At 70.7% G+C, this 24,436-nt stretch carries 16 protein-coding genes; 10 read left to right on the top strand and 6 right to left on the bottom strand.

Translation table 11 applies throughout. The features are described 5' to 3' along the window. Positions 1 to 39: 39 nt before the first annotated feature. Together FHX33_RS12965 and FHX33_RS12970 are read right to left on the bottom strand one after the other, a co-directional pair. The gene (locus FHX33_RS12965; RefSeq protein ID WP_021760579.1) at positions 40 to 612 is read right to left on the bottom strand and encodes an RNA polymerase sigma factor; all 573 of its coding nucleotides are present in this window, start codon (positions 610 to 612) and stop codon (positions 40 to 42) included. A 56-nt stretch (positions 613 to 668) separates the two neighbouring features. Continuing rightward, positions 669 to 1,280 (bottom strand): TetR/AcrR family transcriptional regulator, encoded by a 612-nt coding sequence (locus FHX33_RS12970; RefSeq protein ID WP_039921520.1) that lies wholly within the window; start codon positions 1,278 to 1,280, stop codon positions 669 to 671. A gap of 129 nt (positions 1,281 to 1,409) precedes the next feature. Here FHX33_RS12970 and FHX33_RS12975 point away from each other — a divergent pair, with 129 nt between their 5' ends. Both FHX33_RS12975 and FHX33_RS12980 read left to right on the top strand, forming a co-directional pair. Then, on the top strand, positions 1,410 to 2,885 hold the full coding sequence (locus tag FHX33_RS12975) for an MFS transporter (protein ID WP_021760583.1): 1,476 nt from the start codon (positions 1,410 to 1,412) through the stop codon (positions 2,883 to 2,885). A gap of 46 nt (positions 2,886 to 2,931) precedes the next feature. Then, entirely contained in the window at positions 2,932 to 4,959 is a 2,028-nt protein-coding gene (locus FHX33_RS12980; RefSeq protein ID WP_221209573.1) for a hypothetical protein, read from the top strand. Positions 4,960 to 5,017: 58 nt separating this feature from the next. Here the strand turns inward: FHX33_RS12980 and FHX33_RS12985 are convergent, their stop codons facing one another. After that, on the bottom strand, positions 5,018 to 6,487 hold the full coding sequence (locus tag FHX33_RS12985; RefSeq protein WP_039923506.1) for an MFS transporter: 1,470 nt from the start codon (positions 6,485 to 6,487) through the stop codon (positions 5,018 to 5,020). A 122-nt stretch (positions 6,488 to 6,609) separates the two neighbouring features. Here FHX33_RS12985 and FHX33_RS12990 point away from each other — a divergent pair, with 122 nt between their 5' ends. Next, positions 6,610 to 7,245, top strand: a complete 636-nt coding sequence (locus FHX33_RS12990; RefSeq protein ID WP_021764691.1) for a TetR/AcrR family transcriptional regulator — start codon at positions 6,610 to 6,612, stop codon at positions 7,243 to 7,245. A gap of 253 nt (positions 7,246 to 7,498) precedes the next feature. Further along, positions 7,499 to 15,052, top strand: a complete 7,554-nt coding sequence (locus FHX33_RS12995) for a DUF5979 domain-containing protein (protein ID WP_338092031.1) — start codon at positions 7,499 to 7,501, stop codon at positions 15,050 to 15,052. 75 nt (positions 15,053 to 15,127) lie between these two features. Here FHX33_RS12995 and FHX33_RS13000 read toward each other — a convergent pair whose 3' ends face one another. Further along, positions 15,128 to 16,330 carry an MFS transporter gene (locus tag FHX33_RS13000; protein ID WP_021762407.1) on the bottom strand — a complete coding sequence of 401 codons (1,203 nt, stop codon included), beginning with the start codon at positions 16,328 to 16,330 and terminating at the stop codon, positions 15,128 to 15,130. Next, on the bottom strand, positions 16,327 to 17,670 hold the full coding sequence (locus FHX33_RS13005) for an MFS transporter (protein ID WP_211235392.1): 1,344 nt from the start codon (positions 17,668 to 17,670) through the stop codon (positions 16,327 to 16,329). Before FHX33_RS13005 ends, FHX33_RS13000 begins: the two co-directional genes overlap by 4 nt. A gap of 158 nt (positions 17,671 to 17,828) precedes the next feature. On the opposite strand from FHX33_RS13005, the gene FHX33_RS13010 reads away from it, so the two are divergent. Continuing rightward, positions 17,829 to 18,779, top strand: coding sequence for a helix-turn-helix transcriptional regulator (locus tag FHX33_RS13010; RefSeq protein ID WP_021762409.1), 951 nt, complete (start codon positions 17,829 to 17,831; stop codon positions 18,777 to 18,779). On the opposite strand, the gene FHX33_RS13015 is transcribed toward FHX33_RS13010, so the two are convergent. Then, a complete protein-coding gene (locus tag FHX33_RS13015; protein WP_021762410.1) occupies positions 18,763 to 19,812 on the bottom strand; it encodes an amidohydrolase family protein in 1,050 nt (349 codons plus the stop codon). The two genes, FHX33_RS13010 and FHX33_RS13015, sit on opposite strands and share 17 nt — an antisense overlap. Positions 19,813 to 19,965: 153 nt before the next feature. Here FHX33_RS13015 and FHX33_RS13020 point away from each other — a divergent pair, with 153 nt between their 5' ends. The 5 genes from FHX33_RS13020 (at position 19,966) to FHX33_RS13040 (ending at position 24,413) form a co-directional block, all read left to right on the top strand. Then, the gene (locus tag FHX33_RS13020) at positions 19,966 to 20,694 is read left to right on the top strand and encodes a dienelactone hydrolase family protein (RefSeq protein WP_021762411.1); all 729 of its coding nucleotides are present in this window, start codon (positions 19,966 to 19,968) and stop codon (positions 20,692 to 20,694) included. Between the two features lie 9 nt (positions 20,695 to 20,703). Further along, positions 20,704 to 21,987, top strand: a complete 1,284-nt coding sequence (locus FHX33_RS13025; protein ID WP_021762412.1) for an FAD-dependent monooxygenase — start codon at positions 20,704 to 20,706, stop codon at positions 21,985 to 21,987. Further along, positions 21,984 to 22,451, top strand: a complete 468-nt coding sequence (locus FHX33_RS13030; protein WP_021762413.1) for a YybH family protein — start codon at positions 21,984 to 21,986, stop codon at positions 22,449 to 22,451. Before FHX33_RS13025 ends, FHX33_RS13030 begins: the two co-directional genes overlap by 4 nt. Further along, positions 22,448 to 23,311, top strand: a complete 864-nt coding sequence (locus FHX33_RS13035) for a fumarylacetoacetate hydrolase family protein (protein WP_021762414.1) — start codon at positions 22,448 to 22,450, stop codon at positions 23,309 to 23,311. The genes FHX33_RS13030 and FHX33_RS13035 overlap by 4 nt, the downstream gene beginning before the upstream one ends. 88 nt (positions 23,312 to 23,399) lie before the next feature. Beyond that, a complete protein-coding gene (locus FHX33_RS13040; RefSeq protein ID WP_021762415.1) occupies positions 23,400 to 24,413 on the top strand; it encodes an ABC transporter permease in 1,014 nt (337 codons plus the stop codon). Positions 24,414 to 24,436 lie beyond the last annotated feature (23 nt).

Genomic DNA, 24,436 nt, shown 5'->3' on the forward strand with positions numbered 1-24,436 from the left:
ACGCTTATGTCCGGCGCGCCGGTGACCTTGCAGGGCTGGTCAGAACGACAGCCGCGCACCCCAGGCGTCTCGCAGCCGCTTGCGGGCGCGCGAGAGGGCGGCGTCGGCTCCGGACCGCGAGATGCCGAGCGCGGCGGCCAGCTCCTCTCCGCTCAGCCCCTCCCAGGCGTGCAGCAGCAGGATGTCGCGGTCGCGCTCGCCGACGCTCGCCAGCGCCCCGCGCAGCTCGGCGTCGAACAGCGCCTTCAGCTCGGGGTCGTCGGCCACCCGGGTCGTGCCCGCCTCCGGCACCTCCTCGACGGGGAGGTCGACCGTCTTGCGGCGGTGGTTGGCGAGGGTGAATCCGGCGGTGCGGTACAGCCACGGGAGCACGGCTTCGTCGGGGACGTCGGCCCGGCGGCGCCAGGCCGTGGTGAAGACCTCGGCGGCGAGATCCTCCGCATCCTGACGGGGGCCGCGGCGGGCGAAGTACCGCACGAGGGCCGTGGAATGCTCCTCGACGACCGCGGTGAACCAGGCCACATCGTGCTCGGGGGCGTGCGGGAGGTCGTCGTCGGGCATCCCGTCCCCCTCGGTCGTCTCGGCGTCGGCTGCGGTCCTGGCGATCCTCACACCCTGGCTGTGTCGAGTATCCCGCGGATCTTGCAGGCGGCGTCGACGAGCCGGCGCTACGCGGGGGTGTTCCGCGCCCCGACCGTGATGCCGAGCGCCCGCAGCAGGTAGGCCATGTGGGCGCGCAGGTCGATGGACCTGTCGTACATCCACTGGATGCGCAGCCCGTCCCAGCTGGCGTAGACGAGGGCGGCCACGGCGTCGGGATCGATGTCGGGGGCGAGCCGCTCCTCGGTCTGGAGCTGGACGATCGCGTCGCGCACGACGACGCGCACCAGCTCGTAGCGGTGGCGGATGAACTCGTGCGCGAGATGGTCGGGCTCGGTCGCCTCGCCGGTGACGCGCAGAGCGAGCTGAGCGAGGCCGGGGGAGGAGGTCTCGGCGTCGAGCGCGCTCAGCAGGGCCTCGACCATGTTCTCGGCGAAGCCCTCTCGCTGCACGTCGATCTCGATCTCGGAGAGCTCGTCGCGGCGCCGGAGGATCTCGGCGAACAGCGCGTCCTTCGAGCCGAAGTAGTGCAGGAGGCCGTTCTGGCTGAGGCCGACGGCGTCCGCCAGCTCTTTGACGGTCGCCGCGCTGTAGCCCTGCTCGTCGATCACCGCGAGCGCGGCGTCGAGGATCTCGGCGCGCTTCGCCTTGCCCTTCGCGTAGGGACCTCGTGCTGCCATAACCAGCATGATATGCGGTTTTGGCTTGCGAAAGCTGAAACCCGTATGTCATGCTGCTTTCGCCGACACGATGCAGCCCTGCTGCGTCACCCCGAGCGTCGGCCATCACCGACGATGGGACCCCTTCGAATGAGCGACACCCTGGCGCCCGAACCGAGATCCAGCACCCCCGAGCCCGACGGCCCCGTGAAGAAGAAGGGCAACGTCGTCCTCGAACCGGCCGAGCCCGGCACGTCGCCGATCCTGATCCGCGGGCGCAGCTCGCGCCGCTATCTCACTTGGTACACGATCCTCACCATCGCGATCAGCGCGGTGTGGGGCGCCGTGCTCGGGATCCTGCTGCCGAACCACGTGCAGATCCTCGAGTTCGGCCAGTGGTTCACCGGGAGTGACGCCGGCCTCGACCTCCAGAAGCTCACCCTCCTGCAGCAGGCGGTCGACGCGGGCACCACGACGGCGAACGCCGCGCAGGCGCACCAGCTCGAACTGCTGAAGGGGTTCAACTCCGCCCGCGCCCAGTCCCTGGCGATCATCACCTCCATCGGCGTCGTGCTCACGATGCTGATCCAGCCGGTCGTCGGCGTGCTCGCGGACCGCACCCGCAGCCGCTGGGGCCGGCGCGCACCGTGGATCCTCTTCGGGAGCCTGATCGGCGCGCTGCTGCTCGTGCTCATGCGGTTCTCGCCCACCCTCGTGGTGCTGGCGATCGTCTACATGTTCGCGCAGGCGTTCATCAACGCGGCCGTCGGCCCGCTCGCCACCACGGTCGCGGACCGCATGCCCGAGAACCGCCGCGGCACGGCGTCCGCGCTCGGCGGCTTCGGCAACTTCTTCGGCGGACTGCTCGGCGGCCTCGCCGCGGGTTCGCTCTTCGCCGTCCTCGGCCTCGACATCTACTTCATCGTGGCCGCGTTCGTCGCGTTCGCGGGTGTGATGTTCGTGCTCTTCGCCAAGGACCGCTCGTCGAAGAACCTGCTCGTGCCGAAGATGAACTGGAGATCGTTCTTCGTCGGCTTCACCATCGCCCTGCGGTCGCGCGACTTCCGCTGGGTGTGGGTGGCGCGCATCCTGCTGAGCTTCGGCTACACGGTGTCGACCGCGCTCAGCCTCTACATGCTCCAGAGCTACATCCGCCCCGCGCTGAGCCAGACCCAGGCGACGCAGCTGGCGCCGCTGCTCACCCTGGTCGGGGTCCCGGTGACGATCATCGCCCTGTTCATCGCGGGCAGGCTCTCGGACAAGCTCGGCAAGCGCCGCATCTTCGTCATCATCTCGTCGGTGCTCATGGCGTTCTCGATGCTCATCCCGATCGTCTCGCCCACGATCCTCGGACTCTTCCTGCAGGCGGTCGTCGGCGGCATCGCGTTCGGGATCTACCTGCCGGTCGACCAGGCCCTCTTCATCGACGTGCTGCCCGACGAGAAGGCGGCGGGCCGCGACCTCGGCGTCGCGGGCCTGGGCTCCAACCTGGGCCAGGCGCTCGGCCCGATCCTCGCCGGCGCCGTCGTCGCGACGACCGGCGGCTACGTCGGCGTCTGGATCGCGGCGTTCGGCCTGGTGCTGCTCGCCGGCGTCGCACTCTTCCCGCTCAAGGGCATCAAGTGACGAGGCGCACGGCGCCCGAACCATCCCGAACAGAAGGAGTAGCACGATGAGTGCAGAGCAGACCACGACCGCGAGCGAGACCCTGGTCGGCGCGGAATGGGATGCCGTGGGCGACGACGAGCTGTTCGCGCAGCCCTACGTCGACCTCGACGAATGGCGCGACACCCCGGTCCGCCACCGCCACGTGCACGGCGGCTTCGCGGGCACCGACACCCGGTTCTCGTTCTACTTCCCGGCAGCCGACGGCTATGAGGGCCGCTTCTTCCAGCACGTGACGCCCGTCCCGCAGAGCGAGAACCTCGCTCCGGAGCTCGACGGCGAGTACAACAAGATCGCGTTCGCGGTCGACAGCGGCGCGTACTTCGTCGAGACCAACGGTGGAGGCCCCGACGCCGCCGACCCGTTCTCGGGCATGGACCCGACGATCGGCGCGTACCGGGCCAACGCCGCGGCCGCCCGGTTCTCCCGCGTGGTCGCGGTCGCCCTCTACGGCGACCACCGCCCCTTCGGCTACCTCTACGGCGGCAGCGGAGGCGCGTACCGCACCATCGGCGCGGCCGAGAACACCACCGGCGTGTGGGACGGCTTCGTCCCGTACGTGCCGGGCAGCCCCATGTCCATCCCGAACGTGTTCAGCGTGCGCATGCACGCGCAGCGGATCCTGCGCGACGTGTTCCCGGCCATCGTCGATGCGTACGACGCCGGCGGCGACCCGTCGGCGCTGCGACTGGACGACGAGCAGGCCGCGGCGCTCGCCGAGGTGACGAAGATGGGGTTCCCGCCCCGCTCCTGGTTCGGCTGGGAGACGATGGGCATGCACGCCTTCAGCGTGCTCTTCCCGGGCGTGCTCGCCGCCGACCCCGGTTATCCCGCCGACTTCTGGTCGGTCGACGGCTACCTCGGCGCCGATCCGGAGGCCTCCGTGCACCGCGACCGCGTGCAGCTCTCGACCGCGGTGGCCGAGCTGGTCGCGGACGCCGCAGCGCCCGCGGGCGACCTCGCCGCGGGCGGCGTCGACGAGTCGTTCCTCCACACGTCCGGCGCCGGAGCGGCGATCTCCGCCGTCCGTCTGGGCGAGGCTCCGACGGGATGGATCCTCGGAGCCCAGCTGGCCGTGACGAGCGGCGCGGCGGCGGGCGGCGTCCTCCGCCTCTCCGGCGTCGACGGCGATCTCGCCCGCGTCGAGCCGGGCCAGGAGGAGCTCCTCGCGGCGCTCGCGATCGGAGACGAGGTCGTGCTCGACAACTCGAGCTTCCTCGCCGCGCAGACCTACCACCGCCACCAGGTGCCGGGCCCGGAGTACGCCGTGTGGGACCAGTTCCGCGCCGCAGACGGCGCGCCGCTGCCCCCGCAGCGGCCGATGCTGCTCGGGCCGCTCTTCACGATGGCCGCCTCCGGCACCGTGCCGACCGGCGCCGTGTCGGGCAAGATGATCGCCGTGTCGTGCCTGCTCGACCGGGAGGCGTTCCCGTGGCAGGCCGACTGGTACCGCTCGCGGGTCGCCGAGCACGCGGATGGGGCGGAGGACGGCTTCCGCCTCTGGTACGTCGACAACGCGCTGCACGGCGACGACGACCCCCAGGAGTTCCCGACCCGGACCGTGACCTACGTGGGCGCGCTCGAGACGGCGCTGCGCCAGCTCGCCGCCTGGGTGGAGCGCGGCGTCGAGCCCGCGCCGACCACGTCGTACGCGGTCGTCGACGGCCAGATCGTCGTCCCGCCCGCAGCGGCCGAGCGCCGGGGCGTCCAGCCCGTCGTCTCGCTCACCGTCGACGGCGGCGCGAGCACGACCGTCGGCGTCGGGCGGCCCGTCGCGGTGCGGGTCGAGGCGGAGGCGCCCGGCGCCGGGGTCATCGTGGAGGTGCGCGTCGACCTCACGGGGGCCGGCGACTTCGGCTCCCCGCGCGAGGTCGAGCCCGGCGCACGACTGGTGCTCGACGACGAGATCTCGTTCGACGCTGCGGGCACCTACTTCGTGGCCGTGCAGGTCGCGGCGCAGGCCGAGGGCGACGCGGCGTCCACGCACGCCCGCGTCCAGAACATCGCGCGGGCCCGGGTAGTCGTGACCGCCTGACGCCGGAACGCACGAACGGCCGGGGACGAGCTGTCCCCGGCCGTTCTGTCGTGCAGGGTCAGTCGAAGTCCTCGACCCCGAGCGCGAGTGCCTGCTCGCGGCGCTTGCGCATCGACGGCGCGATGAGCGCGGCGACGATGGCGAGCACGGCGACGCCGGCGCAGACCCAGAACCCGATGGTGAAGGCGTCGTCCGACGGCAGGCCCTGCGGCGAGCTGTTGGAGGAGATGATCGCGGCGATCACCGCGGTGCCGATCGAGCTGCCGATGGTCCGGGCGATGGTGTTGACGCTCATCGCCTCGCCGGTCTGGCCGGCGGGCACGCTCTCGATGATGGCGTTCGACATCGACGCGAAGGCCAGGCCGATGCCCGCACCGGTGAGCACGCCGGAGGCGACGACCTGCCAGAGCTCGCCGTGCGAGATCGCCGGCAGCACGAACGCGGCGGTCACCAGGATGCCGCCCGCGATCATCGGCGGCTTCGGCCCGACCTTGCGGACCAGGATGCCGGCGACCGGCCCGAAGATGACCATCATGATGACGGTCGGGAGCAGGAACAGCCCGGCGGACGAGACGCTCTCGCCGAAGCCGTACCCCGTCAGCTTCGGCAGCTGGAGGAGCGTGGGCACGAGCACGAACGTGCCGAACATCGCGAAGCCGAAGATCAGGGCGACCGCGTTGGCCGTCCACACGCCGCGCACCTTGAACAGGCGCATGTCGATGAGGGGCTCCTTGACGCGCAGCTCCACGAGGACGAACACGATGAGCGCGACGGCGCCGACGATCAGCAGGGTGATCGTGCCGCCCGCATCCCAGCCCCATTCCTCGCCCTTGCTGATGGCCAGGAGGAGCGAGACGAGCGATACCGAGAGGATGAGCGCGCCCACCACGTCGAGGCGTCCGGGCTTGCGGACCGGCGACTCCGGCATCCCGAAGATGACGCCGAGCAGGGCGATGGCGATCAGGATGCCCGGCAGCCAGAACAGCCACGGCCAGGAGAGGTTCTCGATGATCGGGCCGGCGGCCACGATGCCGATGCCCGCGCCGACGCCGAAGATGGCGGAGAGCAGGCCGATGGTCACACTGACGCGGTCGTGCGGGAGCTCGTCGCGCACGATGCCGATCGACAGGGGCATGACCGCGCCGGCCGCACCCTGGAGGGCCCGGGCGACGATCAGCACGCCGAGGTTCGGGGCGATCGCCGCCAGCACGGCGCCGACGAGGGCGAGCGCGAGCACGACGATCAGGATGCGGCGCTTGCCGACCATGTCGCCGAGGCGACCGAGGATCGGGGTCAGGACGGAGGCCGAGAGCAGGTAGGCCGTGATGATCCAGCTGGCGTCGCTGGTCGTGGCGTGCAGGTCCTTGCCCATGGTCGAGAGCGCGGGTGCGACCAGGGACTGCAGGACGGAGAAGGCCAGGCCGCCCAGGGCCAGGTAGACGACGATGAGGGTGGTCCTGCGCTTGGCAGGGGAGGCGGCGACCGCCGGGACGGAGCCCGTCGCGGGCTCGTCGATGGTGTGAGACATGTCTCTCCGGATCGATGTAAACATTTGCTGACTTATGAAGGATAGCCAGTGCATGCATTAAGTCAATGCGCGTTTACATGACTCGCAGGCAACGGTAACGTGGAGGAAACGGAGGGACGGTCATGGCACCCGTATCTGCAGCGCGAGGCATCGGCGACGAGGAGGTCGTCGAGGCCTCCGCCGCCCGTGCTCGCGACGCTGCGAACACCCAGTCGCTGCTGCTGGCCGCGGCTCGGCGCCGATTCGCGCTCGACGGCTACTCGGCGACCACCGTGCGGGAGATCGCCGCGGACGCCGGAGTGAACGTCGCGCTGATCAACCGCTACTTCGTCTCGAAGGAGGGACTGTTCGAGGCGTGCCTGACGCGCGCCGTCGAGGGGCTCGAACGGCTCGACCCGGGTGAGGCGCCGCTCGAGATCCTCGTCCACGACATCGTCGCGCAGGTGAGCGAGCCCCTCAGCAGCGAGAACTCGCTGCGGCTGCTCCTGCTGCTGCGGTCGTCGGGGGATCCCGTCACCGAGCGCATCCGGCGCGAGACCTTCCGTCGCTTCGCGGAGCGGATGGCCACCGCGGCCGGCTGGCGTGCCGACGATGACGGCACGACGGACGTCATGCTCCGCGCCGAGATCGCCATGGCGGCCACCTTCGGCATCGTGCTGCTGCGTGCCACCTCGGGCCTCGAGCCCCTGACGTCCGCGAGCGCGGACGACCTCCGGGAGCCCCTCGCGGAGGTTCTCGGCGCCCTCCTGACGCGGTAGCGCTCGCCCCTTTCGGGGTACAGAACGGTCCCCCATGCGACGGACTGTCCCCAGCAATGGGGTGATCGACCCACTACAGGTGTGATCGAAATTCCGATAGGAAAGACGGGAGGGATTTCTCACCGGACCCGACCGGCGAGCCGCTACCCGAACGACACCCGTCGATCCACCCGAACGACGCTGCCGATGCGGACTGGGATCCTTCGTCCTGCCTGGGGGACCCGCCTTGCTTACCCGAATCCGGTCTTTTTTCGTGCGCCCGCGCGGCCGTCACTCCGCCGCCCGCCTGGCCCTGCGGACACCGGTCAGCGTCGCCGCCGCACTCGCTCTGGTGCTGCTCGGCTCCTCCGTGATCGGCGTGCAGGCGGCCAACGCCGACGACCTTGGCTCCGGCGTGCTCAACCTGTCGAAGACCACGACGGTCACGGATGTCGCGCCCGGCCAGCAGTTCGTCTACACCCTCAACTTCGGCTGCTCGTCGACGACGACCGGGTGCGTCGACGCCACGATCACCGACCCGCTGCCGGCCCCGCTGACCATCGTCGGAACCCCCACCGTCGTCGGCGGCAGCGGCGCCGTCTCGCTCGACGGCAGCACGATGAAGATCGTCTTCGGCGACGTCGTCCCCAACACCACGCCGGCGAGCACGGGGCTCGCCGCGGGTGCGACCGGCACGGTCCAGCTCGTCGTCAAGGTCCCCGACGACATCGCCAAGTCGTACGACGGCCAGACCCTCACCAACACGGCGACCTTCACCGCGAAGAACGCGGCGACGGTCCAGGCCTCCGCCCCGGTCGTCGTGCACGTCCCCGATGTGCTCGCCGCGACCGCGGCCAAGACCTGGACGCCGGCGGCCACGCAGTACAACGCCGGCGAGCAGTCCACGGCCACGCTGAAGGCGACCAGCACCTCCAACATCGCCGCGAGCGCACTGACCATCGCCGAGCCGGGCGACCCGTCGGTCGCGGGCGGCGTCTTCGACTTCTACGACTTCGCCGGTTTCGGCGCCGTGACGTTCCCCGCCGGCGCGGACCAGGTGCAGGTCATCGCGATCACCACCGGTCAGGACGCCCCCAGCAGCGAGGTCGCCGGTCCGGTCGGGACGACACCGGTCCTCGCCTCCACCGTGGACCCGGGCGACGTGATCGGGCTCAAGCTCGTCTTCAGCTCGTCGCAGGGCGCCACCATCACGCCGGGTGCGAACGGCTCGGCCGACGTCGTGTTCGCCCAGCGCGCCACGAACCGGCGGACCGACGCGCCCCTCGTCACGGGCGGCACCCGCGTCAACTCGATCACCGCCGCGGTCACGACGCCGAAGGGCGACGCGACCTCCGCACCGGCCACCGCCTCGCAGGAGATCGCTCCGCTGACCGTCAGCGTCTCCGCCGACAAGAGCTTCAGCGTCCAGCAGCTGCCCGCCGGCCAGTCCACCACCGCCACGCTCACCGCGACGAACACCTCCACCGGTCCGCTGACCAGCCTGTCGGTGCGCGAGCCCGGCACCGGCACATTCTTCTCCGACAAGATCTCGTTCGGTGGTTTCGCGTCCGGAGCGGCGTGGCCGGACGGCGCGACCGGCGCGACGATCTCGTGGTCGGTCAACACCGGGGCGGCGCCGGCCGACTCGACGTTCACCGCGGCCTCCGGTCTGCCCACGACCCCGACGCTCGCGAACGGCCAGTACATCACCGCGTTCCAGGTGACCTACACCGGGACCATCGCCACCGGCGCCACGGCGAAGCTGCCGTTCGCGGTCGGCACCACCACGAACGCAGGCCCTGCAGGCTCCGGCTTCGTCACCTACCCGAACGCCGCGACCGTGACCGGCACGAACGCCGCGGGCACCGGCACCGACACCGCGACCGCCGACCTGCAGGTCTACTTCCCCGAGGTCATGCTGTCCCTCGCCAAGACGATCACGCCGCAGACGGTCATCCCGGGCGGCGCGAGTCTCGTCCAGCTCTCGGCGCAGACCCCCACCGGCACCAGCTCCGTCCGCCCGAACACCATCGTGGTGAGCGAGCCGCAGGACACCGCCTCCGCCCCCTACTGGCAGGCCTTCGACGCCACCGCCATCGCGCCGACCTCGGTGCCCGCCGGTTCGACGCTGACGATCGAGTACACGACCGACGGCACCACCTGGAAGACGCTCTCCACGGTGGATGCGACCTCCGGCGCGAAGACCTACTCGGCCGTCCTCGACAGCGTGCTGCCCAGCGGCACCACCCATTCGCAGGTGCGTGGGCTGCGCTTCACCTTCACCGACCCGGCAGGATTCGGCCAGGCCACCAACGTCAAGCCGGGCATCGTCTTCGTCGCCCGCGGCCAGCTCCGCGACACGAACGCCCCGACGAACCCGGGCACCTACCCGGCGCTGACGGCCTACGAGAACTGCTCCGTGAGCAGCGCGAGCGGCAGCGTCAACGGCGGCACCACGATCACGAGCCGTCCCGCCACCTCCTGCGCCACCGCGAACGTCCAGGCCACCGACGGCGGCCCCGGCCCGCTGATGGCGAGCAAGTCGTGGGACGGCACCAAGGTGCTGCAGGCGCAGTCCGGCGTCACCACCGGCGTCACGCTCGGCTGGGGCACCCAGACCACCGGCATCGGCTCGATGGTCGTGCAGGACCCGGCGACGCCGTCGCCCCTGACCGGCAGCGTGTTCCAGGCGTTCGACCTGACGCGCATCGACGCGATCACGCCGACCTCCACGGGAGGCGCCACCTTCGACCCGCTGATCCGCTACGACAAGGTCTCGAAGGTCGAGCTGTTCGACGGCACCGCCTGGAACGACATCACCGCCAAGGCGTGCACCACCGCGAACGCCTGCGACGGGACCTTCCCGGGCTACACGCTGACCGCCGCCGAGCGCAGCTCCACCCAGGGTGTGCGCCTCACGTTCATCGAGAGCCCGAACCGCGCCGCCGCGATCGCCGCCACTGGCGACCCGATGGCGCCGACCGTCGGCAGCGGCGTCGCCAGCGCCTCCGCCGGAGCCTTCCCCGGCGCGAACGCGAACGCGCGCACCATCCACCTCGCCCTGAAGCTCCGGAACGCCGTGCGCGGCAGCACCGCCACCGACTGGGTGACCGGGACCCGCGAGTACAACATGGCCGGCTCGGCCGGAGCGGTCGACAACACCGTCCTGGTGCGCGGCATCCCCGTCACCGGCGACCCGTTCGAGCGGACCGCGGACGACCACGTCACGATCATCGACCCGACCTTCACCACCAAGGTGACGAAGACCGCGAACCCGACGTCGCTCGTGATCCCGCAGCCCGACGTGCCCGCGGCCTCCTACCCGACCACGGTCTACACGACGACGATCGCCAACACCTCCACCAGCAGCACCTGGCAGCTGCGGATCAACGACCCGATCGACTGCACCAACGCGGCCACCACCGCTCCGTGCGTCTTCGGTGCCTACGACCCCGCCGCCAACCCGCTGGACAAGCTGAATCTGACGAAGATCGCTGTCGACCTCACCTCGGCGACCGGCGTGCAGACCTCCCTCAGCGTGGTCTCGCTGCTGCACCGCGCCGCCGACGGGACCCTGTCGACGACGACGCACACGATCGCGCAGGCCACCGCCCTGACCGCCGCGCAGCTCGCCGACGTCGTCGGCGTCAGCGTGCTGCTCCGCGGCACGAACGCGCAGGGGACCGACGGCACCGGCGCGACCATCGCATCGGGCCAGAAGGCCACCGTCACCCTGACCACCCAGCTCCGGCCGACCAGCCGGGCCACGGGCGTCGCGCCCACCGCCGGCACCTTCGTCAACACCGTGTACGGCGCCCTCCACGACGACGTCTACCCGACGGTCCAGGCGACGGACACGCAGAGCGCCTCCGTGACATTGGCCAACGGCAACCTCCAGGTCGCCACCGCCAAGACGTTCACGCCGACCAGCACCCTGCAGGCGAGCCCGACCAACCCCATCCAGGTGAACCTGCGGGCCCGCGCCACGGGCACGCTCGCGCCGAAGTCCCTCGTCATCGAGGACTCGACGCCCACCTTCTGGAACGCGTTCACCCTGACCGGGTTCGCCATCCCGAACGTGCCCACCGGCGCCGACCGCGTGACCATCGACGCGCAGACCGGCCAGGGCGCGTCCGCGACCTGGAACCCCGGCACGGCGACGACCATCGCGACCGCGTCGCTCCCCTCGGGAGTCGCTGCGGCGGACGTGACCGGCCTCCGCTTCACCTTCACGAAGGCGGACGGCACCAGCTTCGCCGCCTCGAACAACGCGGACAACGTGCGCCTCAGCGTGAGCCTGCGCTCGCAGCTGCGCGACGGCTCCGGCCCGGTCGCCTCCACGGCCGTCACCACGCCGATGCCCGGTGAGACCGCCGCGGGCACCATCACGGACACGGTGTTCGCCGACGCCTCCTACAACGACGTGAAGGCCACGCGCGCCACGGCGACCGCCACCTTCACGGTCAACCCCGGCACCGCCGCCATCGCGGTGGAGAAGACGAGCCCCGGCCAGGCGGCCTCCGGCAAGGAGGTCAACTGGACCCTGCGGTTCAAGAACACCGGCACCGGCTACCTGCCCAACCCGGTCGTGACGGACACCCTCCCGGGCGACGGCTCGCTGCTCTTCGTGCCGACCAACGTGCCGGTCTACAGCACGTCGACGGGCGGCACGCTGCCCACCGACGCGACCAAGGTGACCCGCGCCTACGATGCGGCCGCCGGGACCATCCGCTTCACCTGGCCGGCCGGATCCCAGCTGGCCCCTGGTGAGACCTACAGCATCACCATCTCGCTGCAGATCAAGCCCGGCCTGGCACCTGCAACCGTCGCGACCAACCGCTTCGGCGTAAGCACCGACCGCGCGCTGACCGCCGGCGTCTGCACCGCGCTCAACCCGGGCAACGGGCGCGCCGTCACCTTCGCGACGAACACGTGTTCCACGAGCAATGTCGTCACGACGCTGTCGCAGGGCTCGTTCACCGCCTCCAAGGGCGTGCGCTCCGACAGCGGTGCCGCGCAGAACATCAACAACCCGGCCGTGCCCTGCACCTCCGACGCGGACGGCTACTACCGGTACCCGTGCGCGGCCGTCAGCGCGATCGGCGACACCGACCACTGGAAGCTCGAGATGGTGAACGGCGGGAACGTCGCCGCCAAGAGCCTCACCGCCGTGGACGTGTTCCCCTACCCGGGCGACGTCGGCGTGGTCGACCCGTCGCAGCGCGGCTCGGTCTACACCCCGCGGTTCAACGGCGACATCGCCTTCCAGACCTCGGGCGGTCAGGACGGCAGCCGCATGGACTGGTACGTCACCACCTCCGCGAACCCCTGCACCAAGGAGATCACCCCCGGCGCCGGCACGTGCCCGGCGGGATCGTGGCTGCCGTCGAGCGTCGTCGGCACGACCGTCGACCCGGGCGCGGTCACCGCGGTCAAGCTGGTCTTCGACTTCAGCGGCGCTCCGGGGGCCGTGCTCCCGGCCGGCGGCTCGCTGAAGGTGACGTACTCGACGACCAACGTCCCGACCACCCAGGCGGGCGACGACCGTGCGCCGGTCACGGCCCCGGTCACCGGCGTGCGCGCCTGGAACTCGTTCGGCTTCTACCCGACCTACGTGTCGGGATCGCAGCCCGCGGGTCCGCAGGAGCCGATCAAGTCCGGCGTCATCCTCACCGGCGGCCCGCTGCAGATCACGAAGACGATCACGGGAGACGCCGCCCAGTACGCGCCGACCAGTTTCGTCGCCGACGTGGTGTGCACGATCGACGGCGTGAAGGTCGATCTCGGCAGCGCCTCCTCGGTGACGCTGAGCAAGGCCGGCGGCTACACGGCCCGCATCGACGGCATCCCGGTCGGCTCCTCCTGCGCGGTGACCGAGCACGGCGCGGACGGCTCCTACGGCGAGTCCAGCCGCACGGTCACCCCGTCGAGCGTGGTCATCGCGACCGCGGCCGACGCGACGGCCGCCGTCCCGGCCGGGCAGAGCGTGGCCATCGCGAACGACTACGCGACCACGCAGCTCACCGTGACCAAGCACGTCGACACCGCGGCGACCGCCGGATCGTTCGGGCCGTTCGGGATGACGCTGGTCTGCACCAGCGCCCTCGGCGCGCGGATCCCGCTCGCGGCGGGCGACGCGGCCTTCACGCTCGCCGATGGCGCGTCGCGCACCGTGACCGGCCTGCCGATCGGCGCGACGTGCGTCGTCAGCGAGACCGACGCCGACGGCGCCGCCACCGCCCCGAACCACGTCGGCATCGCGTTCGACGGCGCTGCCGAAACGACCGGCGACACCGCGACCGTGACCCTCACGAACGCCGCCGAGGGCGACACCGTGCTGGTGACGAACCACTACGCGGCCGGCACCCTGACGATCACCAAGACCGTCGACGGCGACGCTGCGGGCGACTACGGCAACGGCCCCTTCACCGTCCACGCCACCTGCGTGTACGCCGGAGACCAGACGCTGTTCGACGGTGACGTGACGATCCGCGGCGGCGAGACCGTGACGGTCCCGGGCGTGTACCCGGCCGGCACCGTCTGCGATGTGACGGAGACGGCGACCGGAGGCGCGACGGACAGCACCGTCGACACGCCCTCGGTCACCATCCCCGGCGCCCTCGACGGCAGCGTGCAGAACGTGACGGTCGACGTGACCAACACGTTCTCCGCCGGCTCCGTCGCGATCGAGAAGGTCCGCACCGGTGACGGCGCCGCGACCTACGGCTCCGGTCCGTTCACCGCCCAGCTCACCTGCACCTGGGTCAAGGACGGCGTCACGCTCACCATCCCGCTGCCCGACGCCGGACGGGTGGTCCTGGACGACGCGAACGGCTACAAGGCCACCGTCACCGGGCTCATCCAAGGCGCGCACTGCGACACCGCCGAGACGGCAACGGGAGGCGCGACCTCCGTCGCGATCGCCCCGGCTGCGGGTGTGACGGTTCCGGCGGGCACCCCCGCCGCGGTCACGATCACGAACACCTTCGACACCGGGTCGCTCACCATCGACAAGAAGCGCGTCGGCGACGGCGTCGCCCTCTTCGGGGCCGGGCCTTTCACGATGCAGGTGACCTGCACCTACGACGTCGACGGCGTAACCACGCCGATCGACCTCGGGACGGACGGGACGCTGACCCTCTCGAAGGCGAACGGCTACACGGCGACGATCGACGACCTGATCGCCGGCGCCTCCTGCTCGGTCGAGGAGACGGATGCGGGCCTCGCCACGCAGACGACCCTCGACCCGGCGGACGGCATCGTCGCGATCCCGGCCGGCTCGGCCGCCACGGTCACGGTCACCAACCGCTTCGACATCGGGCACCTCTCGATCCTGAAGAGCGCGGACCGGGCCTCGGCGTCCGTGGGCGACACGATCGTCTACACGATCGTCGTCACCAACGACGGCCAGATCGACGCGGTGGACGCGACGGTCAGCGACCTCCTGCCGAAGGGCCTGCGCGTGGTCAGCACCAACCCGCTCTCCACGGCGTCGGCAGGCAAGCTGACCTGGAAGATCCCGGCCCTCGCGGTGGGCAAGTCCGTGACGTTCACGGTGACCACCGTGCTCGACGAGCCGCTCGACACCACCAACCGCGCGACGGTCACCACCCCGCCCGGGCCGTGGGAGCCGTCCACCGGCGAGGGCGGCTGCGGTGACGCGGGCGTGGCGTGCGCCGTCGTACTCGACCCGCCGCGGGCCGCCGGGCTCGCGAGCACCGGCTCCGACCAGCGCACCGGGATGCTGTGGGCCCTCGGCCTGCTGATCGGCGGCGCCGGCGGACTCGTGGCGACGCGCCTGCGCCGCCGCCACCCCCGGCACGGCTGAGACCGGCACGGTTGACACCGCAGCGGCGGGATGAGGGCGACACCCCTCGTCCCGCCGCTGCGGTGTTTCGCGTGGTCAGGCCGTGCGTCGTCGTGCCCGCCCGGCCATGACCAGCAGGACGGCCAGTCCGAGGACCGCCATCGCGATCCCGATCAGCACGGGTCCGACCGCGCCGAACGGCGACGCGATCGCGCCGGCCCCGGCCGCGGTTCCGATCGCCGTCCCGCCGTTGAACGCGGCGACGGAGACCGCCGCCGCGAGGGTGGGTGCCGCGCGGGCGTAGCCCACGGCGAGGCCCGTGCCGACGGGCGGGATCCCCATCCCGGCGACGCCCAGGAGGAACAGCAACACGAAGGTCGCGAGGGCGTCGGTCGACAGCGGGACAAGCGCCACGAGGACGACGACGCTGCCGGCCGTCGCCGTGATGAAGGTCGTGAGCGGCCGCTCGTCGGCGAAGCGCCCGGCGAGGTTCGTGCCGAGGACGGCTCCGACGCCGAACGCGACGAAGAGCAGGGGCACGGCCGCCTCGGGGATCCCGGCGCGTCCGGTGGCCAGCGGCGAGAGGTAGCTGAACGCGGTCATGTACCCGCCGGTGGCGAGGACGGTCGCGACCAGGAGGATCGCCATGCGTCCGGTGGCCACCGCGCGGAGCTCGCCTCGAATCGACGACGCCGTGTGCTCCTCGTCGCGGGGCGTGAACCGGGCGATCACCGGAGCAGCGAGTGCGGCGAGCCCGGCGAGGGCCCAGAAGGTCCCGCGCCATCCGAGCAGCTGGCCGACGACCGCGCCGAGAGGCACTCCCGCCACGGTGGCCAGCCCCACGCCGGTCATCATCACACCCAGGGCGCGGGAGCTGTTCGCCGGTCCGGCGGCGGTCGTCGCGACCGCCGAGGCGACCGCCCAGAAGGCACCCGCCGCAAGTGCCGTGATCACTCGCGCGACGAGCACGACCCCGAACGCCCCGCTGACCGCCGCGAGCACATGACCGGCGGCGAAGACGAGCAGGGCGAGCACGAGGGTGGCCCGCCGTGGTAGCCGGAGGGTGGCGAGCGCCACGAGCGGCGAGCCCACGATCATGCCGCCGGCGAAGGCGGTGATCAGCAGCCCGGCCTGCGCGATCGAGACATGCAGGTCCGCGGCGATCTCCGGGAGCACGCCGGCGACGATGTACTCGGTCGTGATCATGAGGAACGTGCCGAGCGTGAGCAGCGGGACGACGAAGGGCAGCCGATCCCGGCGAGGGGGAGTGTCCGTGGAGGCGGTGGAGGGTGCGGTCATTCGGTACCGGCCTTTCGGGGCTGTTGCGCACGGATGCGGAGGCTGAGGAGTGCCGCGGCGAGCAGGGCGGCCGCAGTGATCGCGAAGGCGAGCTGCATGCCCTGCACGAACGTCGCCGGGTTCGCGACGAACGCGCCGAAGACGGCGATGGCGACGGCGCCTCCGATCTGACGGAAGGTGTTGAACACGGCGCTCGCCGCTCCCGCCCGCTGGGCGGGAGCGCTGGAGAGGACGACCGAGGTCACCGGCGGCATGGCGATCGAACCGCCCGCCCCGGTGAAGACGAGGAAGAGTCCCGCCGGCAGCGGTGAGCCGGTCGGCGCGCAGGCCAGCAGGCCGACGAATCCGAGCGCCATCAGGCCGAGGCCGACGGCGACCGGCATCCGTGGGCCGTACCGGTTGGCGAGGCTGCCGCTGACGACGTTGCCGGTGATGCTGAACGCGGCCGACGGCAGGAACACCAGGCCGGCGAGCAGCGGCGACATCCCGAGGTGCTGCTGCAGGTAGAGGCTGACCACGAAGACCGAGCCGAAGTTGCCGACCATGAAGACGAATCCGTCGAGCAGCGCGATGCGCATCCCCGCCGGACGGAACAGCTCCAGCGGCATCATCGGATGGCGCACGCGGGCCTGGACGAGTACGAAGGCGGCAGCTCCGGCCACCGCGGCGACGAGGGACGCGATCACCTCCGGTCGGCCGAACCCGCGGTCGCCACCGGTGATGAGCCCGTACAGGAGCGCGGTCAGCGCGACCGCGGCGAGCGCCTGGCCGGCCCAGTCGAACGGCGTCGGCCGGGACGGTGACGCGGCGACCACGGTGAGCAGGGCGAGCATCGCGACGCAGACGGGGAGGTTGATCGCGAAGACGAGCCGCCAGTCCACCGTCGTGAGGAGGCCGCCGACGAGTGGCCCGACGGCCCCGGCGACCGCGCCGCCGACCGCCCAGATCCCGAGCGCGTGCGTGCGCTGTCGCGGGTCCGGGTACGCCTCCCGGATCAACGCCATCGAGGCCGGGAGCATGATCGCCGCACCGGCCCCCTGGACGACGCGGGCAGCGACGAGCAGGCCGAGCGACGGGGCGAGCGCGCATGCGATCGACGTCAGCAGGAACAGGGCGATCCCGGAGCCGAACGCTCGCTTCGCGCCGACGCGGTCGGAGAGGTTGCCCGCGAACAGGAGGAGGACGGCGAAGGTCAGCGTGTAGCCGTCGATCACCCACTGCCGTCCCGAGGCGCCTCCGCCGAGCTCGACGCCGATCTGCGTCAGGGCGAGGTTCACGATCAGGATGTCGAGGGTGATCAGGAAGAAGCCCAGCGACGCCAGCAGCAGGGTCGCGCGCATTCGCCGAGTCGTCTCCTGGCGGTACATGGTGCTCCCTCGGTCGGCGGGTGGTGGTCGGCCTCCAGCCAACCGGCGTTCCCGCGCGCGAGGGAGTCTCCGGTGAGAGGTGTTCCGCCAGGGCACCCCACGGCGGCCGATCGGCTCGTACGGTTGGAGGCATGACGACGAACCGTGACGAGGTCCGTGAGTTCCTCACGAGCCGCCGGGCCAAGGTGCGGCCCGAGCAGGTCGGCCTGCCGGCCGGGCCGAATCGCCGCGTCCCCGGTCTGCGTCGCACCGAGGTGGCGATCCTCGCCGGCGTGAGCGTCGAGTACTACTCGCGACTCGAGCGGGGTGACCTGGCCGGTGCGTCGGAGTCCGTGCTGCACGCCGTCGCGACCGCGCTCCAACTCGACGAGGCCGAGCGCGACCACCTCTTCGACCTCGCGCGCACCGCGAACGGATCGTCGGCGCGCCGTCCGCGCGCGCGTTCCCGGACGGCGTCGGTGCGGCCGTCCCTGCAGCTGATGCTCGACGCCGTGTCGGCCGGTCCGGCGCTGATCCGCAACGGGCGCATGGACATCCTGGCGACGAACCTGCTCGCGCGGGCCCTCCATGTGGAGGCGCTCGCCGCCGTCCCGGAGCGTCCGCTCAACATGGCGCGCTTCGCCTTCCTGCACCGGGAGAGCGCCGAGCGGTTCTACCCCGACTGGGATGTCGCCGCCGACATGATCGTCGCCATCCTGCGCACGGAGGCCGGCCGTGACCCCTACGACCGCGACCTGCAGGACCTCGTCGGCGAGCTCTCCACGCGCAGCGCCGAGTTCCGCACGAAGTGGGGCGACCACAACGTGCGGCGGCACGTCACCGGCGTCAAGCGCTTCCGGCACCCCGTGGTCGGCGACGTGGAGTTCCTCTTCGAGGGCACGGAGCTCCCCGGCACTCCCGGGTGGAACCTGAACATCTACCTGGCCGAGCCGGGCACCCCGACGGAGGACGCACTGCGGCTCCTCGCCTCCTGGGCGGCGACCCGGGAGCAGGAGGCGTCGACAGGCACCCCGGAGGGGAAGGCGGCAGGTCCGGCCACCGCCACTCCACCGGCACCCGGAGCCGCTAGATCGGCAGGTTGAACAGCCGCTTCGCGTTCCCGGAGAGCACGAGCTCGCGATCGGCGTCATCGAGTTCGAGCTCGTTCTGCACGAAGTCGACCCCCTGGTTCATCCAGGAGCGGAAGACGGGGAACGACGAGCCGAACAGGTAGTGGTCGGCGCCGCTGACCTCGATCGCCGCCTCGACCTGCGTCTTGCCCCAGGAGTGCGGGTGCGTCAGGTCGAAGAAGATGTTCTCGTCGAGGTACTGCTTGATCTTCTCGCCGCCCGTCGGGTCGAGTCGTGACATCGCCTCCGCCTTGTTGGGGGCGTGCGGGGTGAGCAGCGCCGCGTTCGCGAACCAGTTGCCGCCGAGCATCGTGTGGATGAAGCGGAGGTTCGGGTACTTGTCGAACATCCCGCTGAACAGTTCGCGGCCGACGGCGGTGGCCTGGTCGACGATGCGGCCGTACTCGCGGCGGAGGTTCGTGTAGTCGATGACCGACTTCCACTCGACCGGGAGTGGGGTGTGGTGCACGATGACCGGCACGTTCAGGTCGTTGAGCACCTTCAGGTACGGGTCGAACGCCTCGTCGTCGAGGTAGAGCTGGCCGTAGTGGCAGGCGAGCTGGACGCCGACGACGCCGAGCTCCTTGATGCAGCGCTCGAGCTCGTAGATGTTCTCCTTGCCGCCCCACGGCGGCACGCACGCGGTGGAGAACAGCCGGCCGTTCGACTTCTGCACGATCTCGGCCGCATTGTCGTTGACCGCCTTGCAGGTCTCCAGGCCGAGCCACTCCTGCCACACGGGGACCCGCATGATGCCGTAGTCCACGCCGGCCTCGTCCATCGCGGCCAGCTTCGCCTCGGCCGAGTAGTCGCCCTCGATGTAGTTGAGGTTCTGGAAGCCGGCCGGCTTCTCGAGGATGAGCTGCTTCTTGCCGCTGTCCATCGTGATGACGCGAGCGATCTCGCCGAAGCCGCGAGGCGCGGAGTCGAGGAACCCGTTGAGGATCTTCTCGTTCGTGAAGAGATCCTCCGGCAGGTGGTGGATGTTGATGTCGACGACCGTCATGGTCTGAACTCCCTTGTGTCATAACCCGTGGTGCGATCAGCATACGGGATCCGAGCACGATCGCAGTGGAAATCGTGTGCGATCCTGTGTACGATCGCACTGCGCCTCATGGTCGAGCGACGACGCCCGACCGCTGCGCGGAAGGGCAGAGCAGTGAGCGACCTCATCGAGCGGGACGTCGAGTACTCGACGGCCGGCGTGGCCATGACGGGCTACTTCTGCGCACCGCGCGCCGACCACCGCCTCCCCGGCGTCGTCCTCCTGCATGACGCCTTCGGGCTGACCGCGGAGGCGCGCACCGCCGCGGTTCGCCTTGCGGACGAGGGACGCGCCGTCTTCGCGGCCGACGTCTGGGGTGGCCGACGGAGCCCGGGCGGCGGCGCCGAGATCAGGGAGCTCATCGGCTCGATGACGGCGGACCGCGGAGCCTGGATGGCCAGAGTCGCCGCCGCGCACGCCGCCGCCGGCCGCCAGCCGGAGCTCGACACCGATCGTGTCGCGACGCTCGGCTACTGCGTCGGCGCCTCGGCCGCGCTGGAGTACCTCCGGGTCGGCGGACGCACCCGGGGTGTCGTCAGCATCCACGCGGGGCTCGACCTGCTCTCCCCGGGGTGGGAGGCGTCCACCCGCGACGCGCGCGTGCTCGTGTGCTCCGGTTCCGAGGATCCGATGGCCACCCCCGCGCAGTGGCAGGCGCTCAAGTCGGCGCTCACCGAGCGCGGCATCGGCTGGGAGCTCGACCTCTACGGCGGAGCGAAGCACGCGTTCACCGACCCGCGCTCGGACAGCCTCGGCATGCCGGGCGCAGCCTACGACGCGTACGCCGCGGAGCGCTCCCGCGGCTCCGCCGACCGATTCCTCGACGAACTGCTCGCACAGTAAGGGACACGAATGCTCGATATCGCCATCATCGGAGCGGGGCCGGCCGGCCTCCTCACAGCCCTCAGGCTGCACCAGGCGGGGTACAGGCCGACGATCTACGAATCCGTCCAGGAGCTGAGACCGCTCGGTGTCGGCGTCGACATCAAGGTCTACGGCACCAAGGAGATCGAGGAGATCGGGCTGCTCGACGAGTTCCGCGCCCTCTCGGTGGACGCGGAGGACTCCATCTTCTTCAACGCCCACGGGCAGGAGATCTACGCCGAGAAGTGCGGCGTGCACATGGGGTACCTGAACGAGCAGCGGTTCGTCCACCGCGGTCGGCTGCAGATGCTCTTCCTGCGGACCGTGCTCGAGCGCCTGGGCGCCGACGCGGTGAAGGCCGACACCCGGGTCACGGGATACAGCCAGGACGACGACCGGGTGACCCTCCAGATCCAGCACGGTGACGGGACGACGGAGGAGGTCTCGCACGACGCCGTGATCGCGGCCGACGGCATCAACTCCGCCGTCCGCCGGCAGATGCGTCCCGAGAGCTCCACGCCGCACTACTCGGGCATCACGATGTGGCGCGGCGTCACCGTGCACCCGCCGTTCCTCAACGGCCGCACCATCCTGCACATCGGCGATCCCCGGGTCTCGTCGATGATCATCTACCCGATCCAGGACGACGTGGACGGCAACGGCAACCAGCTCATCAACTGGGTCGTGGAGTACGAGCGCGACGAGACGGTCGAGGACTGGAACCAGCAGGGCACGGTCGATGAGATCCTCCCCCTGTACGACACGGTCGAGCTCCCCTTCCTCGACGTCCAGCAGCTCATGCGAGACGCCCGCGAGGTCTACCTCTTCCCGCTCATCCGCCACGATCCGCTCGACGACTGGGTCGACGGCCGGGTCGTCCTGCTCGGCGACGCCGCCCACGCGATGTACCCGCGCGGAGGCAACGGCATCTCCCAGGCCCTCGTGGACGCGCATGTCATCGTGGACCAGCTCGTCGCGCACCCGGACGACCCGCACGCGGCGTTCACCGCGTACGACGCGATCCGGCGCGAGCCCGTCAACCGCATCGTCATGAACATGCGCGGCGAGGGGTACGAGGTGATCCGCCGCATGGTCGCGGAGCGCACGGACGGGCGTCCGTTCGACGACATCGAGACCGTGCTCCCGCTCGCCGAGGCGGACGCGATCTTCAGCAAGTACCACGCGCTCGTCGGAGCGCCGCGCCCCGGCCGCGACGCCGGCGAGGCGACCGGCTACCGCACCTGGGCCGCACCGAAGGCCCCGGCATCGTGAGCGGGGTCCAGGAGGTCGACGGCGAGACGCGCGAGGCGATCGTCGCCGTCGAGGACGTCCGGCGGCGTGCGCTCGTCGACGGTGACGTGGCGGCGCTCGCCGCCATCTTCGACGACGCGCTGATCCACATCCACGCGCCCGGACTCGTCCACACCAAGGCCATGCTGCTCGAGCACGTCGCGACGCGGCGCGCCTACCTGTCGGTCGAGCGCGGCGAACTCGTGATGCGCCGGGTCGGAGACGTCGTGATCGTCGTCGGCCCGATCACGAACCACCTGCGGAACCCGGACGGCTCGACGAGGGTCCAGACGGGGACCGTGACCCAGGTGCTCCGCCTCGGCGACGACGGGGCGTGGCGGTTCATCAATTTCCAGCTGACGCCGACCGGCGAGGAGATCTGGGGCGCACTGCCGTCCGAGGGCGCTTCCGAGACAGCTGCAGAGACCGGGGAGGACGCGGCATGAGACTCGCGCGCTACCGCATCGACGGCCAGGTCCGCATCGGACGGGTGGACGGGACGGACACCGTCACCGTCACCGATCTGACGGGCGTGCCCGGCGTCGGCACCTCCCTGCGGGGGATGCTGCCCCGGCTGAGCGAGCTGGCTCCGGCGATCCTCTCCGCCACGGGCGAGACGCACGCGCTCGCAGACGTCGACCTCCTCCCCACCATCGACGATCCGCAGAAGTTCCTGGGCATCGGCATGAACTACAAGGAGCACGCGGCGGAGGCGGCGCTCGCGGGCATCCCGACGCCGACGAGCCAGCTCTGGTTCAACAAGCAGGTGTCGTGCATCGTCGGGCCGTACGACGACGTGGTGAAGCCGGACGTCTCCGATCAGCTCGACTACGAGGTCGAACTCGGCGTGGTGATCGGGCAGCGGTGCAAGAACGTGGCCGTCGAGGACGCGCGCTCGGTCATCGCCGGCTACGTGGTGCTCAACGACTTCTCGGTGCGCGACTGGTTGCAGAAGCGCTCGCCCACGTTCACGCTCGGCAAGTCGTTCGACACCCATGGCCCGATCGGGCCGTGGCTCACGACGGACGACGAGATCGCCGACCCGCTCGCGCTGCGGATGACCCTCTCTGTGAACGGCGAGGTCCGTCAGGACCACGTGACCGACGACATGATCTACGACATCTACGAGCAGATCGCGTACCTCACGCAGGTCATGACGCTCATGCCGGGAGACGTCCTCGCCACGGGGACGCCGCAGGGGATCGGCGCGCCGACGGGCGCCTTCCTCCGGGTCGGCGACGTCGTCACCGCCACCATCGACGGCCTCGGCACGATCGAGAACCGGATCGTCACGGAGAAGCCGTGAAGATCGCATACGATGTCACACACGATAAAGATCCGGACGCCTCCGGATCGATCGTGACCGCAACGACGCGAACCAGGGAGCACGACCGATGACCACACACGAGAGCGCGACCGCCGCGATATCGCGCGTCACACCGGACCGCGAACGCCACGGCTTCGGCTGGTGGTCGTCGCGATACGCCGTCATCGTCGTCTGGCTCGCGCTCATCATCCTGTTCAGCCTCCTCGAGCCGTCCACGTTCTTCACGGCCGGTGCGTTCCGGGTGATCTTCGGGGGCCAGCTCGAACTCGTCTTCCTGTCGGCGGGCCTGCTGTGCACGATCATCGTCGGCGAGTTCGTCGACATGTCCGTCGCCTCGAACTTCGGCCTCTCCGCCGTGCTCATCTCCGTGCTCAATGTGAACTACCACTGGGACGTCTGGGTCGCCGCCGTCGTCGCGGTCGCGGTCGCGGCGCTGGTCGGGGTGATCAACGGCCTGCTCGTCGTGCGCGTCGGCGTCAACACGATCGTGGTCACGCTCGGGATGAGCACTGTGCTGCTCGGACTGGCGATGTGGGTGACGAACCTGCAGCCGATCAGCGGACTCCCGCAGAGCTTCGCTCAGATCGCGCTGTTCACCTTCGGCATCAAGGGAGGACTGCCGATCGGCTTCTTCATCGGTCTCGTGCTCATGCTCGGGTTCGCGTACATCCTCCAGTTCACCCCGCTCGGCCGGAACATGCGCTTCGTCGGCGAGAACCGCGAGGTCAGCCGCCTCGCCGGCGTGCGGGTCAACCGGATCAGGCTGGGAGCGTTCGTCGCTGCCGGCGTCATCGCGGGGATCGGCGGTGTGCTCGCCGCCGCGAAGACCGGCGGCTTCGACTCCTCCGTCTCGCAGACCTACCTGCTTCCGATGTTCGCCGCGGTCTTCCTCGGCACGGCGATCCTGCAGCCCGGACGCTTCAACCCGATCGGGACGCTCATCGCGGTCTACTTCCTCGCGACGGGTGTGCTCGGTCTGCAGCTCCTCGGCGCCACCTCGTGGGTCGCGAACGTCTTCTACGGGGCGGTGCTCATCACCGCCGTGACGCTGTCGACCATTCTCAACCGACGCACGAGATAGCGCCGGTCGCACCATCCCATCCG

The organism is Leifsonia aquatica (assembly GCF_014190775.1).
GTDB lineage: Bacteria > Actinomycetota > Actinomycetes > Actinomycetales > Microbacteriaceae > Leifsonia > Leifsonia aquatica.

Coding starts and splice junctions, on each gene's coding strand:
- FHX33_RS13005 (WP_211235392.1), bottom strand. CDS start 17,670: ATGCGCGCGACCCTGCTGCTGGCGTCGCTGGGCTTCTTCCTGATCACC.
- FHX33_RS13035 (WP_021762414.1), top strand. CDS start 22,448: ATGAGACTCGCGCGCTACCGCATCGACGGCCAGGTCCGCATCGGACGG.
- FHX33_RS12985 (WP_039923506.1), bottom strand. CDS start 6,487: ATGTCTCACACCATCGACGAGCCCGCGACGGGCTCCGTCCCGGCGGTC.
- FHX33_RS13015 (WP_021762410.1), bottom strand. CDS start 19,812: ATGACGGTCGTCGACATCAACATCCACCACCTGCCGGAGGATCTCTTC.
- FHX33_RS13025 (WP_021762412.1), top strand. CDS start 20,704: ATGCTCGATATCGCCATCATCGGAGCGGGGCCGGCCGGCCTCCTCACA.
- FHX33_RS12975 (WP_021760583.1), top strand. CDS start 1,410: ATGAGCGACACCCTGGCGCCCGAACCGAGATCCAGCACCCCCGAGCCC.
- FHX33_RS13040 (WP_021762415.1), top strand. CDS start 23,400: ATGACCACACACGAGAGCGCGACCGCCGCGATATCGCGCGTCACACCG.
- FHX33_RS12990 (WP_021764691.1), top strand. CDS start 6,610: ATGGCACCCGTATCTGCAGCGCGAGGCATCGGCGACGAGGAGGTCGTC.
- FHX33_RS12980 (WP_221209573.1), top strand. CDS start 2,932: ATGAGTGCAGAGCAGACCACGACCGCGAGCGAGACCCTGGTCGGCGCG.
- FHX33_RS13000 (WP_021762407.1), bottom strand. CDS start 16,330: ATGACCGCACCCTCCACCGCCTCCACGGACACTCCCCCTCGCCGGGAT.
- FHX33_RS12970 (WP_039921520.1), bottom strand. CDS start 1,280: ATGGCAGCACGAGGTCCCTACGCGAAGGGCAAGGCGAAGCGCGCCGAG.
- FHX33_RS13010 (WP_021762409.1), top strand. CDS start 17,829: ATGACGACGAACCGTGACGAGGTCCGTGAGTTCCTCACGAGCCGCCGG.